The organism is Corynebacterium glucuronolyticum DSM 44120 (assembly GCF_030440595.1).
Taxonomy (GTDB): Bacteria; Actinomycetota; Actinomycetes; order Mycobacteriales; family Mycobacteriaceae; genus Corynebacterium; species Corynebacterium glucuronolyticum.
Genome location: NZ_CP047452.1, coordinates 1,047,913 through 1,066,575 on the forward strand (window position 1 = coordinate 1,047,913; position 18,663 = coordinate 1,066,575).

The following is an 18,663-nucleotide window of genomic DNA, read 5'->3' on the forward strand; positions in this document are numbered from 1 at the left end:
CTGAACTGTGCCACTGTGTGACTGTGTGACTGTGCCACTGTGCCACTGTGCTACTGCGAGACTGGAGAAAGGAGATGGCAGTGAAATATTCGTTTATCCATACCTCGGATTGGCAGCTGGGAATGCGACGCTGGTTCCTCGGGGAGGAGGGGCAGGCCCGCTACGGACAAGCACGCATCGATGTCATCGAAAAGATGGGTAGGTTGGCGCGAGAACGAGGATGCGATTTTATCGTTGCCGCCGGCGACAACTTCGACTCAAATATGGTGTCGGACATGACCTTTAGGCGCGCTGAAGCCGTTTTCGCCGGTTTGGGGGTGCCTCTCTTGTTACTTCCTGGAAATCACGATCCTGCGTCCCCGGACTCAATTCTCGCCCGTCTGTCCACGTCAGAGAGTATTGGTAACACCGCCGTCATTGTTTTGGACTCTGCCGATCCTGTGGAAGTCATTCCTGGGGTCGAAGTGGTAGGGGCACCGTTGAAATCTAAGGCAGCGGCGACAGATCTCGTTGCCGAAGCATGCTCCGCGCTGATTCCGGTGGGTGGTGAGAGCAGTACGTGTCTATCCCGCGTGTTACTCGCCCATGGGCAGGTGGAATCGCGTAGTAATGAGCAGGATGTCGGTCTCATTGACCTGCACGCTGTAGAGGATGCCGTATCGAGGCGCGTTGTGGACTATGTGGCCTTCGGCGATACCCACTCCACGACCCAGCTAGACAGTCGCGGTCGAGTCTGGTTCAGCGGTTCACCGGAACCCACAGACTTTAAGGAAGTGCCTGGCGGAGGCGGGGAGAACAACTCGGGCAATGTGCTGCTCATCACCGTCGAGGTTCCCGACGACCCGACGAACGCCACGGGGACTCGCTCTATGGCTGAGGTCGTCAACGTGGAAGTAGAGACAATCCCGATAGGAACGTGGACTTTTGAAGCCATCACCCGTCACGTGGATGGAACAGCAGACGTGGAAAGCTTTGTCGAAGAGCTAGAGGCTTATCCCGACAAGCCTCATACCGTCATCAAGTACGCCCTCATTGGGGCAGCATCGCTGGCGGATCACGACTATTTAGCTACGTCCCTGGAACGTTTGACTCCACAGTTTGCTGCGCTATATGAACGTGAACGACTCCATGACCTAGCAGTTGAGCCGACCGCTGAAGATATGGATGCGGTGGAACTGAAGGGATACACACGTGGAGCCTTTGATGAGCTTCGTGAAGGCGCACGCCTCGGCGATGGTGTTGACGCTCAGGCATTGAAAATTCTGTACAGGCTGACAAACGCGAGGTAAAAACATGTATTTAACGTCACTTGCGGCGCAGTACCTGGGTCCGCTGACTTCGTTTCAACTGGACGGTATTAGCCCTACCGGTGTCACCATCATTCATGGGGACAACGAAAAAGGCAAGTCATCCATCATGCAGGCAGTAAAGATTGCGCTAACAGAAAAGCACACCTCTACTAAGGGCTGGATTAAGGCGCTCGCAACAGCTGGTGCGGGGGAGTCCATTCGTATTGAACTGGGAATGAACATTGATGGCATCGACACGATTGTAAAGAAGAAGCTGAATGGCGGTGCCAAGGCGAGTCTTGCGTTTCCGGGAACTCTGCGCCCGACTGCGACAGGGACTGATGTCCACGACGAGTTGCAGAAACTGCTGCAGGAAAACGTTGACCTAGACCTCGCCCACGAGCTGTTTATCGAGCAGGGGACAATTGATACGCAGGTGGATGCGTTGGCGATTTCCTCTGTTCAAAAGGCGTTGGATAGTGGCGCAGAACAGCCTGCCTCAGGGGAGACTGATCTTGTTGCCTCGGTGTGGGAGGAAGCCAGAGAATACCTCACTCCCTCCGGTTCGCCTAAAAAATTCGTCAAGGATGCGGAAAAGAATGCCGATGTCGCGCGGGCGCACTGCGAGGAGTTGAAGCGAAAAGCCCGCGCTATGGACGAGACCGTTGAAGGGATTGCCCGCCTGCGCCGTTCCATCGACGAGTTTCATGAGACGCTTCCCAAGCTGAAGAAGGATGTTCGAGGGTGGGAGGAGAAAAAGGAGGCTCTCGCAGAGCTTGAAAAAGCAGTCCGTGATGCTACTGCTGTGGCGGTGGAGGCGCGTCACCGCTCGGATAGCGTGAAGAACGCATGTGAACAGCGTCGAAAAGCTATCGCCGAGGCCGAGGAACGCAAGCAGACACTTGTCCAGGACAGTGAGATCCTGACCGATCTGGAGCAGAAAGCCGCGAGCATTGCAGAAAAGGTTGCGGCTGCTCAGGAGAGAAAAACCGGAGCTCAAGAAAGCGCGAAGAAAGCCCGTGCCGCAGTGCGCGTTGCCGAGCGCGCTATCGAAAGGAAACATCTGCATGAGGAGCGGGATCGTCTCGCGCGAGTGGTAGAAAAGGCTCGCGAAATCAGTGAATCCATTGCCGAGAAGAAGGCGACGTTGGCTGCCGTTAGTGTGACCACGGCGAACCTTCGAGCCCTGGAGAAGGCTGAGTCCGATGCAGAGGTTGCCCGCGCGACACGCGAGGCAGCCGCCGCCACGGTGACCTTACATAACGAGACCGATGAGCCCTTATCGCTTCGCATTGATGACGAGGACGTTACCCTCGACGCAGAAGATTCGTCGCTTCCCGTCGCCTCCTTGCGGACTATTCGCTACCGGGGGCTGCGTGCGAGCGTGCAACCGGCACGCGGGGCGGACAGTCTCAATGCAACAGTCGAGAAGGCGGAGGGAAAGCTCGCTGAGCTTTTGGAATCCGTGAACTGTGCCACTGTCGAGGAAGCCCGCGCAATCCATGATCGCGATGAAGCGACGCTGCGTGAGATCGAGAAGCTGGAGCTGCAGAGGAAGGAAATCGTCGGAGATTCTCCTTTAGACCAGAGCCAAGCCGAACTTGACAGGCTCACCCGCGTGTTGCGTGAAGAAGACGAGTCCACGATGAGCACAGGTGGCACAGATGCTGGTGGCGCTGATGACACCACCAAAGCTGCGGCGGATAGAGGGGAAACAAGCCCAGAGAAAAGCATTGAGGAGCTGCGCGACGAAGCCGATGAAGCAGACAGACAGTTGGAAATTGCAGAAGCTGCACTTTCCGCCCTGCAAAATTCGACGGCGCCGGTTGATTATGCGGTACACAAGAAGTCGGTGGAGCGCTCGGAAGCTGAATACCAGCGGATTGCGCAGCAGGTAGCCGCAGAAGAAGAGGCACAGTCGCTGCCGGATCTGGAAAAGTCGTCGGCGACCGTAGCTGCGGAAGCCTACGAGGCCGAACAGTTCGTTCGGGTCAAGGAGGCTGAGCTTTCCGACGCTCAACCTGAGCTCATCGACGGTCGGTTGGACGTCGCCCGCTCAAAGGTGGAAAATGCCGTGTCGGGCTGCCAACAGGCAGAAATCCAATTGGCAGCGAAGACAAGCGAGGTCGAAAGCGCCCGCGGACTCGCAGAGGAGGTCGATGAGGCGGAAGCGGAGGCAAAGGCCGCGGAAGACAAGAGCGCACGCCTTTCCTTCCGCGCCACCGTGTACGCCCGCCTGCTTGCCGTGCTCGAGCAGCATAAAAAGCAAGCCTACGATGCGTATGCTGAGCCTCTTACCAAGGCTATCAACGACCTAGCCACCGTCATTTTCGGTCCTGATGTGCACTTCACGTTGGATGAGAACATGAAACTGGCTCAGCGGGTTGAAGACGGAGTTGCGATTGGTATTGAGCAGCTTTCTGGCGGTGCGAGGGAACAGCTGACACTCATCGTCCGATTGGCACTTGCCGAGGTTGCTGCGCGCAATGGTGAGCAAGTACCGATCTTTATCGATGATTTTCTTGGCCATTCGGACCAACAGCGTTTGGATGATATGGCTGCCTTGATTAACCGCATCTCATCCCGACACCAAATTTTCATCCTCACCTGTTTCCCCTCACGCTTCAGTGGGGTCAGAAATGCTCGCACCGTGTCGATCGATGAGCTCACGGCGCGTACTCCCGAAATCACCTTTTAACCAGTAACAGGGAAGTGCGCTAACCGGTAACAGGGAAGTGCGCTAACCGGTAACAGGGAAGTGCACTAACCGGTAACAGGGAAGTGCGCTAACCGGTAACAGGGAACGGTGGCGTTGTTTGTCCTTGTGAAGAGGATGACGAAGTGATCGTGGGAAACGCTTTGCGCAGACAGAAAGGGGTGGCCTGCATTGCAGGCCACCCCTTGTGTTTTTCCTTTGAACAGTCATGACGACTGCTCCGAGGAATGATGCCGCTAGGCGTTCTTGAGCGCAGAACCCTCGATTACGATGTTAATCTTTTCTCCGACGAGGACGCCACCGCCGTTGAGCGGAGCTTGAAAATCAATGCCGAAGTCCTTGCGGTTGAGCTTGGTAGAAGCTTCGAAACCCAGGCGGGTGTCGCCGTTCTGATCCTCCTGAATTCCGAGAACCTCGACATCGAAAGTGACCGGCTTGGTTACACCCTTGATGGTGATGTCGCCGGAAACAGTGCCCTCGGTGCCATCGCCGACTTCAGCACCAGTGATCGTGAAAGTGAGCTCCGGGTGATTGTCCACATCGAAGAAGTCGGCGCTCTTGACGTGCTCATCGCGCTGTTCGTTTGCCGTATCGATGGAGGCAGCTTGGGGACAGTGGCGGACCCCTCAACGGTGTCATCGGCGACGGTAAAGCTGGACTCGAAGTCCTTGAATACGCCGTGAACCTTGGTCACCATTGCGTGGCGAACGGTGAATCCGACGGTGGAGTGAACAGGGTCAATGGTGTAGTTGCCATTCAGATTGGACATGGTTTATCTCCTTCGGTTGGTGTGTTTGAGGTGTATTGACGTTTTTCGCATCGCATAGAGAGCCGTGCAGTTCGTACCGCTCTCGGTGGCTCCCTGTGCGGTGGTTCCAAGTTTATACAAAAAGAGGGACATATCAACAAAAAGTGAATGATTTGTAGAATTTTTGCTTTCGTGAGGTGTGACCTTAAGGTATGGGGTATGACTGAACCCCGCTGGCTTACAGACGACGAGCAGCACTTGTGGCGTCTACTTCTTGACGCCGAACGTGCTGCGAACCGTTGCGTAGAAGAAACACTCCAGTCCGGTCATCAGATCACAGCACCAGAGTTCTCAGTGTTGGTCGCGCTGTCGGAAGCGGAGGATCGGATGCTGCGCCTCCGCGATTTGTGCTGCCAGCTTCGATGGGATCGGAGTCGCACGTCGCACCAGGTAACGAGGATGGAACGTCGCGGGCTTGTCGAGAAATGCAAGTGTGAAGGCGATGCGCGGGGTGTCGAGGTCAAGCTCACTGAAGATGGAATGCGGCGCCTAGAGGCTGCTGCTCCCGATCATGTTGAAAGCGTTCGTCGGGTCATCTTTGACAATATTGATGACCAGGACATCGATGTGCTGACACGATTCTTCACCCGCGTACGCGATTCCTACACGCGACCAGGCGCGCCCGTGCGGGGGAAAACCTGCGAGGAAAAAGACTGCGCGGAATAGCTGAGGCAGTGGGTAAGCCTCAACCTCATCATAGCCGGGTCTCACGCTCCAGTAGCTGAGCGGGATCCGCCTTTCTATGCTTGACGTCCCCTGCGCATGCCTGTGTGCAATCGTCTCGACACCAGCGACCGGGGCCTTTTCCACAGCATCATTAGAGGTCGGGAACCCAAAGGCCGGGAATTCCGTAGCTAAATAAGTGTTCTGGATTGAGGGGGAAGCGCTGCGTGATTCTGCCGGCAGACAAAAATGCACCGCGTAAAAGCGGTGCATTTTTTTGTGCCCCCGACACGAATCGAACGTGCGACCTTCGGTACCGGAAACCGACGCTCTATCCCCTGAGCTACGAGGGCAACGTCTTGAAATTGTAGTCGCCACCATGGAGCCAACAAAATCCTCGCGCAATGACGGGGGGAAAAAGCCGTATTCTCCAGCGGACGAGAGGCAAACGGTTATCCTTTCGCGCCTCCGCCCGGGGAGGAGATGAGGCGGCTGTTAGCGCTCTTGGGCGCGCAAAGACTCCAAGGAATCCTGAGCGATGAGCGGAGTAGGCAACCCCACAGTGATGTGATCCGTGGACGGCTTACCCGTGGCAAAGTAATCCACAACGACCTTGTCCACATCCGGGTGGTTGAATCCGAGCCAGCCGTGGTTGTATCCGTCAACGGTAACTACCTGACTATTCATACGCTGCGCCAGAGGTCCGTACACATCAAACGGTGTCTGAGGGTCATTTGTACCCTGGATCTGGAGAGGACGTTCCTTCAGCTTCGAGCCGTCGATGGGGATTTTGGAGACTACGGGGGCTGCCCCATTGCAGCTCATACCCGATGCAACGGAATTCGCGGCGAGCCAGAAAATGTCCCCGTTGACAAAGCTGTTCCAGAGGAACGCTGGGATGCGGGTCGGATCTGTGGGCGACATGTTTTCATTGCAGATCATCAAGCCCTGCACCAGCTGTGACTGAACAGCAAGCTCCTTGGCTTTTTCGGTGCCTTGGAGTTCTGTCATCGAGGGCGTGGGAGTGAATCCGCCGATCATGGATGCCAGATACGGCCATGCCCACGACTCGGGCATAAGGATGCGGGACAGCCCAAGAGTTGGCGATTGGGACTGATTTCCACCATTTACCAGTTGGTTGAAGAAGTTGTCAGCGACGGCTTTATGCGGTGCGACCGTGTTATTCACCGGGATCCACGCCGGATCCATATCTCCTGGCTGTGCAGGAGGTGGAGTTACAGTTGGAGTGGTACCGGACTCGTTAAACACCTTCTTGGACCAGGCGTTGTACACCTTGAGTGGTGTATCGCCGAGGTGATACATCTCGTCATTTTCGGCAACCCAGCTAAAGAAAGCGTTCAGATTGCTGAGGTAGCGGGGTGACTGGGCAAGGAGGATATCGCCCCAGAACTTTTCCGGTGGCAAACCAGAGTCAAGGACGACCTTCCCCGTGTGCTCGGGGTACAGCGTGGCATAGCGGCTTCCCAGAACCGTGCCGTAGCTCAGGCCAATGATATCAATTCGGTAGACACCCAAGGCTGACCGTACGGCTTCCCAATCGGACGCGTTGTTGTCCGTGGTAAGAGACGTTGCATAGTCCGGGTTGCAGATGTTTCTTGAGATGGCGCCACTGGAGCTGAGCTGGTCGGTAATAGGCGCAGCTGCTGCAGCCTGCAAGTCACACTCGACCGGCGTTGATCCCTCTAAACCGCGAGGTTCCACGCCGATGATGTCATAGTGTTCGCGTAATTCGTTGGGGAATGTGAAGACTTTGCCGCCGAGTGTGGCGTAGTTAGACCCGCCTGGACCGCCAGGGTTATAGAAGATAGTTCCTTTCTTGGCTCCGGTTGCGGGGAGCTTAATGAAGCCCACTGAGATCCGGGGTCCGTCTGGATTCTCCCGTTGCAGTGGAGCATCGGTGCGTCCGCATGTTGCATCTTCGCGTATCACAGACTCCGGGCAGTTTTCCCACGATACAGGGGAAGCTGAGGCGATAGGAAAGGCGGAAACTGTGAGTGCGAGCGCTGCAGAGGCGCTGGCGAGAGTTGCTACCAGTTTACGGAGCACAGGTATTCCTTTCATGTCGGTTAGGGGGTTCTGTTTATCCATTGTACTGGCGTACCCATGTGACAGTGTTCGGCTGCCTGCAGGCAACCAAAGGGTGAAGAGGAGAGTGTGGACGTCTCCGACACACGGGAAAGGGGCGAAGAGATGCTCCCGGTGGGAGCGCTACGGACAGAACTAGGGATGCTCTTAGGACTGAGCTTCTGCAATTCGCAAGAGCTAGCAAGGACGAGGGCAGTAATTGAATATGGTGAAACGCCACCAAGGGAGTTGGAGAGGAGTTTCGCGGGGTGTACCTGTGGTTAGAGTGGCACGTTCCGAGTAGCTGAGTGCCTATGAAGCTGTATGGGCGCGTGTGCTGATGCGCTGAGAGGGCACGTGTGCTGATGCGCTGAGAGGGCACGTGTGCTGATGCGCCGAGAAGACAAGCATGCGGGTACACGATGACGGAGTGAAAGGGAGGTGGACGTCAGGCGGGGTGCGCCACCGGGCACCCAAAAGCCCCCGCTTCATTAAGCGGGGGCTTGGAGCAAGAGTGCGAGAACCTATTTCACCACGAACACGATGAGGGTACGTGGGCCGTGCACACCCTCCACGCGGGAGAGCTCGATGTCACTGGTGGCCGACGGGCCGGACACCATGGTGATCGGGGTGCGGTGATCGAGGCGATCGATCATCTCCGGCACCGAGTACACAACCGAGTCGGGGCGCACAATGCACAGGTGAACGTCGGGAACAAGTGTCAGCGCGCGACGGCCACACAGGTCACCGGATTCGAGGCAGATGGTGCCTGTCTGGGCAGCAGACACCTTGGAATCGGTGATGACGGCATCGACCTCGTTGAGGAGGCGCGGATCCGTGTCCTTGCTGTCCGGGGTAGCAGAGCCGTCGAACTTCTCAAAGAGAGAAGCATCCAGGCCCGGTGCGTAGCGGACATCCTTTGCACCGCGCTCATTCAGCACGGAGCAAATCTCAGAGGCAAGATCAGCTTCGCTGACCTCGTGGACGATTGCCTTGTAATCGTCCAGGCGACCGATGAGAATCTCGCGCAGTTCCTCAGCTGGCTTGTCCCACGTGCGGTGGTACTCACGGGGAATGGGGTAGGCCTCTTCGGCCTTGCCCGCGAGCTTGTTCGCGTTGTGGATGCGGCTCAGAATTTCCTTCTTTGCCTCTTGGTTCTTGGCGGCATCAAGATGGCGTTGCATTACTTAGACTCCTCCTTTGAGCCGTGCTCACGCTCAGAGCGGAGCAGTTCCTGGGCTTCCTCGGTGTCGAACCATTCGCGGAACGACTTCTTCGGCGGAACTGCGCTGTCGCGCATGTCCGTCCAACCGGACAGGAAGCTCGGTAGGTGCTTGATCTTGCCGTCGAAGCCACCGAGGATGCGTCCGAAGGAGACAACTCCCGTGACCGCGTTCCACAGCTGTGGCTTGCCCCACACCAGCTTCATCATCTGCATGAGAGCGTTTTCGATCGGCGGTGCGTCCTTTTCTACCTTCTTATTACGAAGGTCAAGGAGCGTCTCCACAATCGGGATGCGGACGGGGCAGACCTCGTTGCAGCGTCCGCACAGGCTAGACGCGTAGGGGAGGAATGCGTTCGGATCGTTGTGATCCTTGATGCCCGTCAGCTGTGGGGACAAAATGGCGCCGATGGGGCCCGGGTAGATGGAACCGTAGGCGTGGCCACCAATGCGTTCGTACACCGGGCACACGTTGAGGCAGGCAGAGCAGCGGATGCACTTGAGTGCCTCGCGGCCAGTCTCATTAGACAAAACGGCGGTGCGGCCGTTGTCGACGAGGACGATGTGGAAGTTCTCCGGGCCGTCGCCTTCGGTTACACCCGTCCACAGCGACGTGTAGGGGTTCATGCGCTCACCCGTGGAGCTACGGGGCAGGAGCTGCAGGAATACCTCGAGGTCCTGGAAAGTGGGGAGAATCTTCTCAATGCCCATCACTGAGATGAGGGTCTTCGGCAGGGTGAGGCACATACGGCCGTTGCCCTCGGACTCAACGATCGTGACGTGGCCGGTCTCGGCGATACCGAAGTTAGCGCCAGAAATGGCAACCTCTGCCTCCATGAACTGCTTACGCAGGAAGAGACGGCTCGCCTCTGCAAGCTCCGGCGGGTCGGAAGACAGCGTCTCATCAGTGGTCGGCATCTCTCGGACGAAGATGTCGCGAATCTCCGCGCGGTTGCGGTGAATGGCGGGCACCACGATGTGCGAAGGCTTGTCGTGTCCGAGCTGGACGATGAGCTCTGCGAGGTCAGTTTCGCGGGCGGCAATTCCGGCCTTCTTCAGGGCATCGTTCATGCCGATTTCCATGGTGGCCATGGACTTGATCTTCACTACCTTCTTGGCGCCGGTGTCTTTGACCAGGCCGGTAATGATCTCGTTGGCTTCTTCCGCGTTGCGGGCCCAGTGTACGTGTCCGCCGTTGGCGGTAACGGAGGCCTCGAACTGCTCCAGCAGCTCAGCCATGCGGGTTCCCACATCGCGTTTCGTTGCGGAGCCGGCATCGCGAAGAAGCTGCCAGTCATCGAGCTCGTCTACAACGCGCTGGCGCTTATTACGGATCGTCGTTGTGGCGTTGTGCAGGTTGCGGCGCTGGGTAACCTTGTACAGGTCTTCATGCGCCTTTTCGAGGAAGTTATGATCGCCACGCAGCGCACCGTTCTTATCTGGTGCGAACGGGGGCATCTTGGGTTTGCCAAGGAAGGTTGTCACAGCATTTTCTCCTTGTCGTACACAGCGGAGGTCGGGGTCCATGGGTGCTCCTTGGTGGAAGCGAGGATCTCGGCCATATGGACGGCGCGGATACCGGCGTGCTGGCGGGATAGCGTGCCACCGATGTTCCACAAGCAGCTTTGATCACCGCCGGTGACGTATTCGGCACCGGTCTCGCGGATGTGGCGGGTCTTGTCATTGACCATTGCTGCGGAAATCTCCGGGGCCTTCAGTGAGAAGGTTCCGCCGAAACCGCAGCACTCCTCAGCATTGGGGAGCTCGACGAGGTCGATTGCCTCCACGTTGCGCAGGAGCTGCAGTGGGCGCTCGCCGAGGCCAAGCATGCGCTTGCCGTGGCAGCTGGGGTGGTAGGTGACGCGGTGGGGGAAGAATGCACCCACGTTGTCCGTCTGTGCTACGTCGATGAGGAACTCGCTGAGATCCAGACTCTTTTTGGTGACCTTGCTTACGCCGTCGCGCAATGCGGCGGTGCCGTACTTCTCAGCAACCTGCGGGTGCTGAGAACGCACCGAGTGGATGCAGGAACCACTGGGGGCGACGACGTAATCAATGGATGGGTCGCTGAAGGCATCCACATAGTTCTCCACCATGGGGACGACTTCTTTGCGGTAACCGGTGTTGTAATGCATTTGGCCGCAGCAGGTCTGTTCCTCAGGGACAACTACCTCGTAGCCGAGGCGCGAGAGGATGACCGCCGTAGCTTTCAACACATCGGGGAACATTGCGTCCCCGATGCAGGTATTAAATAGAGCGACGCGCAATTGCAGCTCCTTACTCTTGCTAGCGAAACCGCTACTCCGGGCGCTCATCTCCCTGTGTAGGCGAATCGTCGACGGTACGTCAGACATCCGGAGTGCAGTGAATGTCACATCCGATTCTAGTGTGAAACTGGGCAAAAAATCATCTCAATATACCGCCTCACCAGCGGGAATTAGGAAACTAAAGCGTTGCGTAATTCGGTTTACTGCTGGTGGCTGGCTGTATTCATAGCGTCTGAGGTCAGTCCAATTTTCTATTCGTCAGACCAAAATGTGAAAAATCTCTCATTTTAGGCTCGAAAACTTTCACGTTACATTGGTGTGATGTTTAATAGGAGGTAAGGAAAAGTCGGAAAAACATCGCGCTATCGAAACGTCTGATGTTTGCTCTTACCCCCTAAATTTGCGTCATCCGGTGCTGCCAACCAGGTTGGACGCCATTGATCATGTACACCCGTTGAAACTTTTAACAAGGAGCGTGAAATGCAACACACCCTCTTCGCAGCGGGGGACTCTGTCGCCCACCTGGCGCAGACCTTCCAGGCCGATACACTGGCCGTGGCGAACAACACGTGGCTCACCGCGCTGGTCGGAACACTGCCGCTGGTTGCCTTCTTTATTTTCCTCATGACGCTGAAATGGAAAGCCCATACCTCGGCGATTGGTGCCGTCGTCGTCTCGCTGGTTCTAGCCATCTTCGTCTTTGGTATGCCGGTGTCCTACTCCATCGCCTCGTTGGGACAGGGCGTCGCCTTCGGTCTCTTCCCGGTGGTGTTCATCATCTGGATGGCCGTGTGGTTGTATGACCTCACCGTGTCATCGAATCGCTTCGAGGATCTCCGGTTGATTTTCTCCAAGATTGGTCGTGGGGATATGCGTGTGCAGGCCATGCTCATTGGTTTCTCCTTCGGTGGTCTTCTCGAGGCTCTCGCCGGATTCGGTGCTCCGGTTGCCATCGTGGCGGCGATGCTTTTGTCCCTCGGCATGAAGCCGATGAAGGCGATCATCACCACCCTCGTTGCCAACACCGCCCCTGTCGCCTTCGGTGCAATGGCAATTCCGGTTACCACGGCTGCGCTTTTGACCGGCCTGGATCAGCGTGAGGTCGCCGGCATGACGGGTCTCCTCATGGCGATGATCGCGATCATTGTTCCCTTCATTCTCACCTTCGTCATGGACGGTGTACGGGGCTTCAAGCAGGTCTGGCCGATGGCGCTCGTCCTCGGCGTGAGCTTCGGCGGTGGTCAGTACCTGGCAAGTAACTTCTTCTCCTACGAGCTCACCGACGTCGTCGCCTGCCTCCTTTCCCTGGCAATCGGCATCGGCTTCCTGCGCGTGTGGAAACCCACAACGCCGGAGGATCAGGCCTCACAGGTCGATACCTCTCGTGCCAACGAGATGGACGGCAAGCGCACGTTCCTCGCACTGTTCCCGTACCTCCTCGTGGTTGTTGTCTTCGCTATCGCCAAGCTGTGGACGCTCGGCATCAACATCCCTAAGGCCTTGGCCTCCACCGACGTGAAGTTCCAGTGGCCGGTCATCGGTGGACACCTCTTGAACCCGGATGGTTCTGAAGTTACGGGCACCCTCTACAACTTCAACTGGCTGTCCAACCCTGGCACGCTGCTGTTTATCTCTGGTCTGATTACCGTTGCCGTCTACTCGGCCTACGCGTCAAAGGCATTCCCGATGAGCTTTGGCCAAGGCTTCGGCGACCTGGGCAAGGGTGCGTACAAGATGCGCTTCAGCGCGCTGACCATCGCTTCCGTCATGGGTCTTGCGTACGTCATGAACTACTCCGGTCAGACGGCGGCCATCGGTGCTGCGCTGGCAACAGCAGGTACAGTCTTCCCGCTTATTTCCCCGATCCTCGGCTGGGTCGGTACCGCAGTGACCGGCTCTGCAACGAGCTCTAACGCGCTGTTTGCCAAGATGCAGGCCACGGCCGCGGGTGAGATCGGCGCGAACCCGGTCCTCCTCACTGCAGCGAACTCCGGTGGTGCAGTCATCGGCAAGATGTTCTCCCCGCAGACGCTCACCATCGCTTCCACGGCAGTGCACATGGAAAACGGTGAATCCAAGATCATGCGCAAGGTGTTCCCGTATTCGATGGGTCTCCTCGCCTACATCTGCATCGTCGTGTTCCTCTTCTCGCTGGCATAAACGTCAACTACCTGTGCCCCGCTTGTTGCGGGGCACTTTTTGTTGCCTCGTTCTTCTTGCACCGCTCTTCTTCCTTCGGCCTTCCTACTCCGTTCTTCCTGCCTCGTTCTTATTCCCTTGTTCTTCTCGTTCTTGTTGCCTCGTTCTTGTTGCCTCGTTCTTGTTGCCTCGTTCTTGTTGCTAAATTATTGCCGCTCACTCCTTCGGCAGCGCGGGTCGGTGCACGCTGTGAGGTCGAATAACGGCGGTCTGTGGCCCAGATGATGAGTCCTGGAGTTGGGCCAGGTGATTTTGTCGTGTTTCATGTGGTTTCGGTGGTAGAGCAGGAGTCCGTCTGGGCGGCGGGCACCCGAATCGTCATACCGCCAGCTACGCGGTAAGATCACTCTCCATGACACCAGCTGATCTTGCTACTTTGGTAAAGAAAACCGCAGAATCAATCCTCCCGGATCCGAGTGTGTTGCTCGAGGAGGTGACCGTCGAGCGTCCCCGTAACCCCGAACACGGTGATTATGCCACTAACCTGGCACTCCAGGTGGCAAAGAAGGCTGGTATGAATCCGCGCGAACTGGGGCAGAAGCTTGCCGACGCTCTGTCGGAGGACCCTGCGATTGAGTCCGCCGAGATCGCCGGTCCGGGCTTTATCAACCTCCGGCTCAACTCGGCCGCACAGGGTGAGATCGTCGCCCGGGTACTGGAACTCGGCGAAAAGTTCGGCTTTTCCGACGTCCTTTCCGGAACCAAGATCAACCTCGAGTTCGTTTCCGCGAACCCCACGGGACCGATTCACCTCGGTGGCACCCGTTGGGCTGCCGTGGGCGATAGCCTCGGGCGTGTGCTGGAGTTTTCTGGTGCAGAGGTGACTCGCGAGTACTACTTCAACGATCACGGTGGGCAGATTGACCGCTTTGCCCGGTCCCTCGTCGCGGCCGCTAAGGGTGAACCGACCCCTGAGGACGGTTACGGCGGAGATTACATCAAGGACATCGCTGCAGCCGTGGTAAAAGAGGTGCCAACGGCCCTTAAGGGCTCAGATGAAGAGGTACAGGAAACCTTCCGCGCCCACGGCGTGGAGATGATGTTCGACCACATTAAGAAGTCGCTGGCCGAGTTCGGCACCCACTTCGACGTGTTTTTCCACGAGAACTCCCTGTTTGAGTCTGGTGCGGTAGAGAAGGCCGTCGAAAAGCTAAAGAGCAGCGGCGAGCTGTACGAAGCCGACGGTGCCTGGTGGTTGAAGTCTACAGACTACGGCGATGATAAGGACCGCGTCGTGATCAAGTCGGACGGCAACGCTGCCTACATCGCCGGTGATATCGCCTATGTGGCCAACAAGTTCGACCGTGGCCACGACCTGGCTATCTACATGCTGGGTGCCGATCACCACGGCTACATCGCTCGCTTGAAGGCAGCAGCGGCAGCGCTTGGCTACGACGCTGATCGAGTCGAGGTCATGATTGGACAGATGGTGAACCTCCTGCGCGACGGCAAGGCCGTGAAGATGAGTAAGCGTGCAGGCACCGTGATTACTCTCGATGACCTTGTGGAGGCTATCGGTATCGACGCCGCACGATACTCACTTATCCGCTCGAGCGTGGATTCCACTCTCGACATCGACCTAGATCTGTGGGCAGCCCAGTCCTCGGATAACCCGGTGTACTACGTCCAGTACGGACACGCCCGCCTGTGCTCGCTTGCCCGCAAGGCCGAGGGGATCGGCAATGGTGTGACTGATACGGACTCCGCCGACCTGTCTCTGTTGACTCACGAGCGCGAGGGTGACCTCATTCGTACGCTGGGGGAGTTCCCGTCCGTCGTAGCGTCGGCGGCAGAGCTGCGTGAGCCACACCGTATCGCTCGCTACGCCGAGCAGCTGGCGGCAACGTTCCACAGATTCTACGACACCTGCCATGTCCTTCCTGGGCAGGACGAAGAGGTTGAGCCCATCCACGTTGCTCGCTTTGCGCTTGCGATGGCGACCCGCCAGACGCTGGCCAATGCTCTTGGCCTCGTTGGCGTTACTGCTCCGGAGAGGATGTAGCGCGTGGTTGATTCCCGTCTCATTCCTGAGACCTACGATCGCGGATTTCAGCAGCCGGCACCACGGTCCCTCGAAGAATTCAACGATCTTCCCTCACACGTGTGGCCAAAGAATGCACGCCGTGAAGATGACGGCTCGGTGAGTATCGCCGGTGTGGGGCTGCCGGATCTCGCCCGCGAGTACGGAACGCCGCTATTTGTCATGGATGAAGATGATTTCCGTTCCCGGTGTCAGGCGATGGCTGCAGCTTTTGGTGCGGAGAATGTGCACTATGCCGCTAAAGCCTTTCTCACCAAAGCAATCGCTCGGTGGGTCAATGATGAGGGTCTCCACCTCGATGTCGCTAGCCTCGGTGAGCTTCAAGTGGCGCTGGCTACGGGATTTCCAGCCGAGAGAATCACCGCGCACGGAAACAACAAGACCGTGGCCTACATGGACAAGGTCGTCAGCTCGGGTGTGGGAACGGTTGTCCTTGACGCTCCAGGCGAAATCGGGCTGCTCAATGACCGCGCCGCGCTCGCCGGTGTGACACAGAACGTCATGGTGCGTGTGAAGCCCGGCATCGAGGCACATACGCATGAGATGATCGCCACGGCCCACGAGGATCAGAAATTCGGCTTTTCTTTGGCCTCCGGTTCCGCCTACGCAGCGTGTGAAAAGGCCCTGGACGCAGTCCATCTCGACCTTGTCGGCCTGCACTGTCACGTGGGTAGCCAGGTCTTCGATGCCGAAGGTTTCTCCCAGGCTGCAGAGCGTGTGCTGACGCTGTTTGTGAAGCTACATGACGAGCGGAGAGTTACTCTCACCACGCTTGACCTCGGTGGTGGTTTCGGCATCGCTTACACTGCTCACTCGCGCCCGCTGCGTGTGGAGGACGTTGCCGAAGATCTCATCGCCCGTGTACAGCGTCGCTGCGAGAAACTCAATCTCGATGTCCCGCGCATCATGGTGGAGCCCGGTCGCTCTATCGCCGGTCCTACGACGGTGACGGTATACGAAGTCGGCCAGGTGAAGGATGTTCACGTGACGGATACACAGACGCGCCGCTATGTTGCCGTGGATGGCGGCATGAGTGATAACCTCCGGCCTGCTCTCTACCAGGCGGAGTATGACTTGCGCCTGGTGAACAGGAGCGCTTCTGGCGCTCCAATTCCCACTCGTGTTGTGGGATCGCATTGCGAGTCCGGAGACATCCTGATCACAAACGAGGCGTACCCGGAAGACGTCGCCACCGGCGATTTGGTCGCCACTGCAGCCACGGGTGCGTACTGTTACGCCATGAGTTCCCGCTACAACATGATGCTGCGCCCGGCCGTTGTTTCCGTCAAAGATGGCAAAGCACGGCTCATGGTGAAGCGCGAGACGATCGAGGATGTGCTCGAAAACCAGCTCTAGCGATCAGCCAACACGCGCTGGCTTGCGCTGACATGTGCATGCTTGCCTGATGCGTGAAGGCGTGCGCTGCCTACCGTATCCAAAAAGTCTCGGGACTCTGTGTCCAACAACTACTGGAGCATAACACTCCAAGCTAGCTTTTTGGTGGGAATCCTCGTTCTCCAACAACAATAAACGGTCGGTTTCACCACCCACAGGGTGGTGAAACCGACCGTTTCCGTTTGCCACCTGTTCGTTGGATAGTACCCACGAGCGAGGGAGTAGCCACGCTGAGCAGACGTACAAGAACAGGTGACGATCCTACATAAAGTCAGAGGATGCAGACGGCACGTTCGGGATGAGATTGCCCTGAATCGTCCCGTGGCGAACGAGGAAGTTATAGGCGTAGGAGATTTCAGCAATCCATCCTGCAATGCCGATCGCGGTCAGTGTCCAACCTACGGCTTCGTAGACTGTCGCTGCGGCGGAACCATCTGCAGTCTGGCGAACTGCGGTTTCTGGAGCGGGAGCAGCCTCATCTGCGAAAACGACCGTGGTACCTGACACTGCGACCGCGCACGCCGTAGCGGCTGCAAGGAAACTGCGGGAAAGTGTAGAGCGCATGAGTTTATTCCTTTCTTAAGAGCCGTTACAGAACCGGAAGGTTTGGCTCGATCTGACCAGGGATGATGCCACGGCTTACAAGGGCGTTGTAGATAATTCCCCAGAAGCCACCCGCGCTCAAAGCGCCAACGAACAGGGACACACCAGAGTAGATCACCTTAAGGGTATTTTCGGCGACGGCGGTACCTGTTTGGGAACCCGTGGCCTGGCGGTTGGAGGTGTCCTCCACAATGATTTCATCTGCAGTAGCGGGAACGGCACTCAGAACCAGTGCAGCGCTCATGGCTGAAGCAATTGCTGATCGTTTCAGGCTCATGAAAGTTCCTTTCAATCGATGGTTGGTTTCAGCTTAAATTTTACGAAATCAAACAGTTATTGGCAGTGCAAAAACAGCTACCGCACAGGGAAATGGTAAGGATGGTTAAGAAAAGATTAAGAGAAATGGTGCTGCCTGCGTGATTATGTAAATAACGTATGGTGTGAGATATGTCATAGATGCTTCAGGTGTGATTTAGGTGGCATTTTTGGGGGTATTTCGGCGAATTCAGTCGTGTGCTGCAGATCTGCGGAGGGGTAAGTAAGGAATCAAAAACTATCGACGGCACCGGGTGACCGTGGACTGTGGGGGTCTGTGTGCCGTTATCGGCTGGTATTGGCCTGAAAGTGGGTACATAAAAATGCTCCGGCAATGCGTCGCCGGAGCATTTTGTTGATGAATCAAGGCCGTATCGGTAGCTCGCCGCTATAAAGGGCGGGTTCCGGGTGTCAGGCTATCTTAACGGCCGAAACTGGGGAGTGCCTGGCCAATGGTGACCAGGGAGGCTGCGGAATTGAGAACGACGAGGATGATGCCAACAATGCCGATGGCTAGACCTGCATCGAGAAGAATGGAGATCGACTTTGCGGCATCGTCAGTGGTGTTGGAGAAGCCCTTACCGCCGACGAGTCCGTAGGCGATCTTCTCGGAGGAGGATGCGCCTTTCAGCTTCTCGTCCTGCTCCTTCTTCTTGGCCTCGTTTGCTACCTTGTCGGCTTCGGACTCAGAGCTGAGGATGTCGAGCAGCTGTCCTTCGATCGGGCGATCGGAGTTCTCTACCGGATCCTTGCCTTCGGAGCTGAGGAGGGTTCCGATCTGGTCAATCTTTTCGTTCTTCGGCTTAGGAAGGGAGTTGCCGATGAGGCCACCAAGTCCGCCGAAAGGATCGGCAGCTGAAGCTGCGGGGACGGTGGAAAAGGCGACGGCGAAGGCGGTTGCGCCGGCGACGAGGGTGTTAGCTACTTTGCGGGTCATGTGAACTCCTATGGAAGACTGTTGGAATAAACAAGGTTGAAAACTAGCACACATAAGATGAGCTGTATAGAAACAGTTCAAACCACCTGAATGTGGTGGCTGTTGCGTGGCAAGCGTACCATC

The 18,663-nt window shown here is 57.1% G+C and carries 13 protein-coding genes, 1 tRNA gene and 1 pseudogene; 6 read left to right on the plus strand and 9 right to left on the minus strand.

Translation table 11 applies throughout. The features are described from left to right. Nucleotides 1-74 precede the first annotated feature (74 nt). A complete protein-coding gene (locus CGLUCO_RS04900; RefSeq protein WP_005392026.1) occupies nt 75-1,289 on the plus strand; it encodes a metallophosphoesterase family protein in 1,215 nt (404 codons plus the stop codon). Nucleotides 1,290-1,293: 4 nt separating this feature from the next. After that, on the plus strand, nt 1,294-3,987 hold the full coding sequence (locus CGLUCO_RS04905; RefSeq protein WP_005395962.1) for an AAA family ATPase: 2,694 nt from the start codon (nt 1,294-1,296) through the stop codon (nt 3,985-3,987). Between the two features lie 254 nt (nt 3,988-4,241). Here the strand turns inward: CGLUCO_RS04905 and CGLUCO_RS04910 are convergent. Continuing rightward, nucleotides 4,242-4,774: pseudogene (locus CGLUCO_RS04910) on the minus strand (YceI family protein). A 198-nt stretch (nt 4,775-4,972) separates the two neighbouring features. On the opposite strand from CGLUCO_RS04910, the gene CGLUCO_RS04915 reads away from it, so the two are divergent. Continuing rightward, nucleotides 4,973-5,479 (plus strand): MarR family winged helix-turn-helix transcriptional regulator, encoded by a 507-nt coding sequence (locus CGLUCO_RS04915; RefSeq protein ID WP_221389518.1) that lies wholly within the window; start codon nt 4,973-4,975, stop codon nt 5,477-5,479. A gap of 277 nt (nt 5,480-5,756) precedes the next feature. On the opposite strand, the gene CGLUCO_RS04920 is transcribed toward CGLUCO_RS04915, so the two are convergent. From CGLUCO_RS04920 to CGLUCO_RS04940, 5 genes are all read right to left on the minus strand, one after another. Then, nucleotides 5,757-5,829, minus strand: a tRNA-Arg gene (locus CGLUCO_RS04920). Between the two features lie 142 nt (nt 5,830-5,971). Continuing rightward, entirely contained in the window at nt 5,972-7,543 is a 1,572-nt protein-coding gene (locus CGLUCO_RS04925) for an alpha/beta fold hydrolase (RefSeq protein WP_143336826.1), read from the minus strand. A gap of 542 nt (nt 7,544-8,085) precedes the next feature. Then, on the minus strand, nt 8,086-8,745 hold the full coding sequence (locus tag CGLUCO_RS04930; protein ID WP_070739692.1) for a LutC/YkgG family protein: 660 nt from the start codon (nt 8,743-8,745) through the stop codon (nt 8,086-8,088). After that, entirely contained in the window at nt 8,745-10,268 is a 1,524-nt protein-coding gene (locus CGLUCO_RS04935) for a LutB/LldF family L-lactate oxidation iron-sulfur protein (protein ID WP_084035832.1), read from the minus strand. Before CGLUCO_RS04935 ends, CGLUCO_RS04930 begins: the two co-directional genes overlap by 1 nt. Continuing rightward, nucleotides 10,265-11,050 carry a (Fe-S)-binding protein gene (locus CGLUCO_RS04940; protein ID WP_034989575.1) on the minus strand — a complete coding sequence of 262 codons (786 nt, stop codon included), beginning with the start codon at nt 11,048-11,050 and terminating at the stop codon, nt 10,265-10,267. The genes CGLUCO_RS04935 and CGLUCO_RS04940 overlap by 4 nt, the downstream gene beginning before the upstream one ends. 480 nt (nt 11,051-11,530) lie before the next feature. On the opposite strand from CGLUCO_RS04940, the gene CGLUCO_RS04945 reads away from it, so the two are divergent. From CGLUCO_RS04945 to lysA, 3 genes are all read left to right on the plus strand, one after another. Further along, the gene (locus CGLUCO_RS04945) at nt 11,531-13,210 is read left to right on the plus strand and encodes an L-lactate permease (protein ID WP_005392053.1); all 1,680 of its coding nucleotides are present in this window, start codon (nt 11,531-11,533) and stop codon (nt 13,208-13,210) included. A 391-nt stretch (nt 13,211-13,601) separates the two neighbouring features. Next, the gene (gene argS, locus CGLUCO_RS04950) at nt 13,602-15,251 is read left to right on the plus strand and encodes an arginine--tRNA ligase (protein WP_084035830.1); all 1,650 of its coding nucleotides are present in this window, start codon (nt 13,602-13,604) and stop codon (nt 15,249-15,251) included. 21 nt (nt 15,252-15,272) lie between these two features. Beyond that, the gene (gene lysA, locus CGLUCO_RS04955) at nt 15,273-16,646 is read left to right on the plus strand and encodes a diaminopimelate decarboxylase (RefSeq protein ID WP_198481519.1); all 1,374 of its coding nucleotides are present in this window, start codon (nt 15,273-15,275) and stop codon (nt 16,644-16,646) included. Between the two features lie 300 nt (nt 16,647-16,946). On the opposite strand, the gene CGLUCO_RS04960 is transcribed toward lysA, so the two are convergent. From CGLUCO_RS04960 to CGLUCO_RS04970, 3 genes are all read right to left on the minus strand, one after another. Beyond that, nucleotides 16,947-17,249 carry a hypothetical protein gene (locus CGLUCO_RS04960; RefSeq protein WP_084035826.1) on the minus strand — a complete coding sequence of 101 codons (303 nt, stop codon included), beginning with the start codon at nt 17,247-17,249 and terminating at the stop codon, nt 16,947-16,949. Between the two features lie 25 nt (nt 17,250-17,274). Beyond that, nucleotides 17,275-17,565 carry a hypothetical protein gene (locus CGLUCO_RS04965; protein ID WP_232621866.1) on the minus strand — a complete coding sequence of 97 codons (291 nt, stop codon included), beginning with the start codon at nt 17,563-17,565 and terminating at the stop codon, nt 17,275-17,277. Between the two features lie 459 nt (nt 17,566-18,024). Then, the gene (locus tag CGLUCO_RS04970; RefSeq protein WP_005392058.1) at nt 18,025-18,540 is read right to left on the minus strand and encodes a hypothetical protein; all 516 of its coding nucleotides are present in this window, start codon (nt 18,538-18,540) and stop codon (nt 18,025-18,027) included. Between the last annotated feature and the right edge of the window lie 123 nt (nt 18,541-18,663).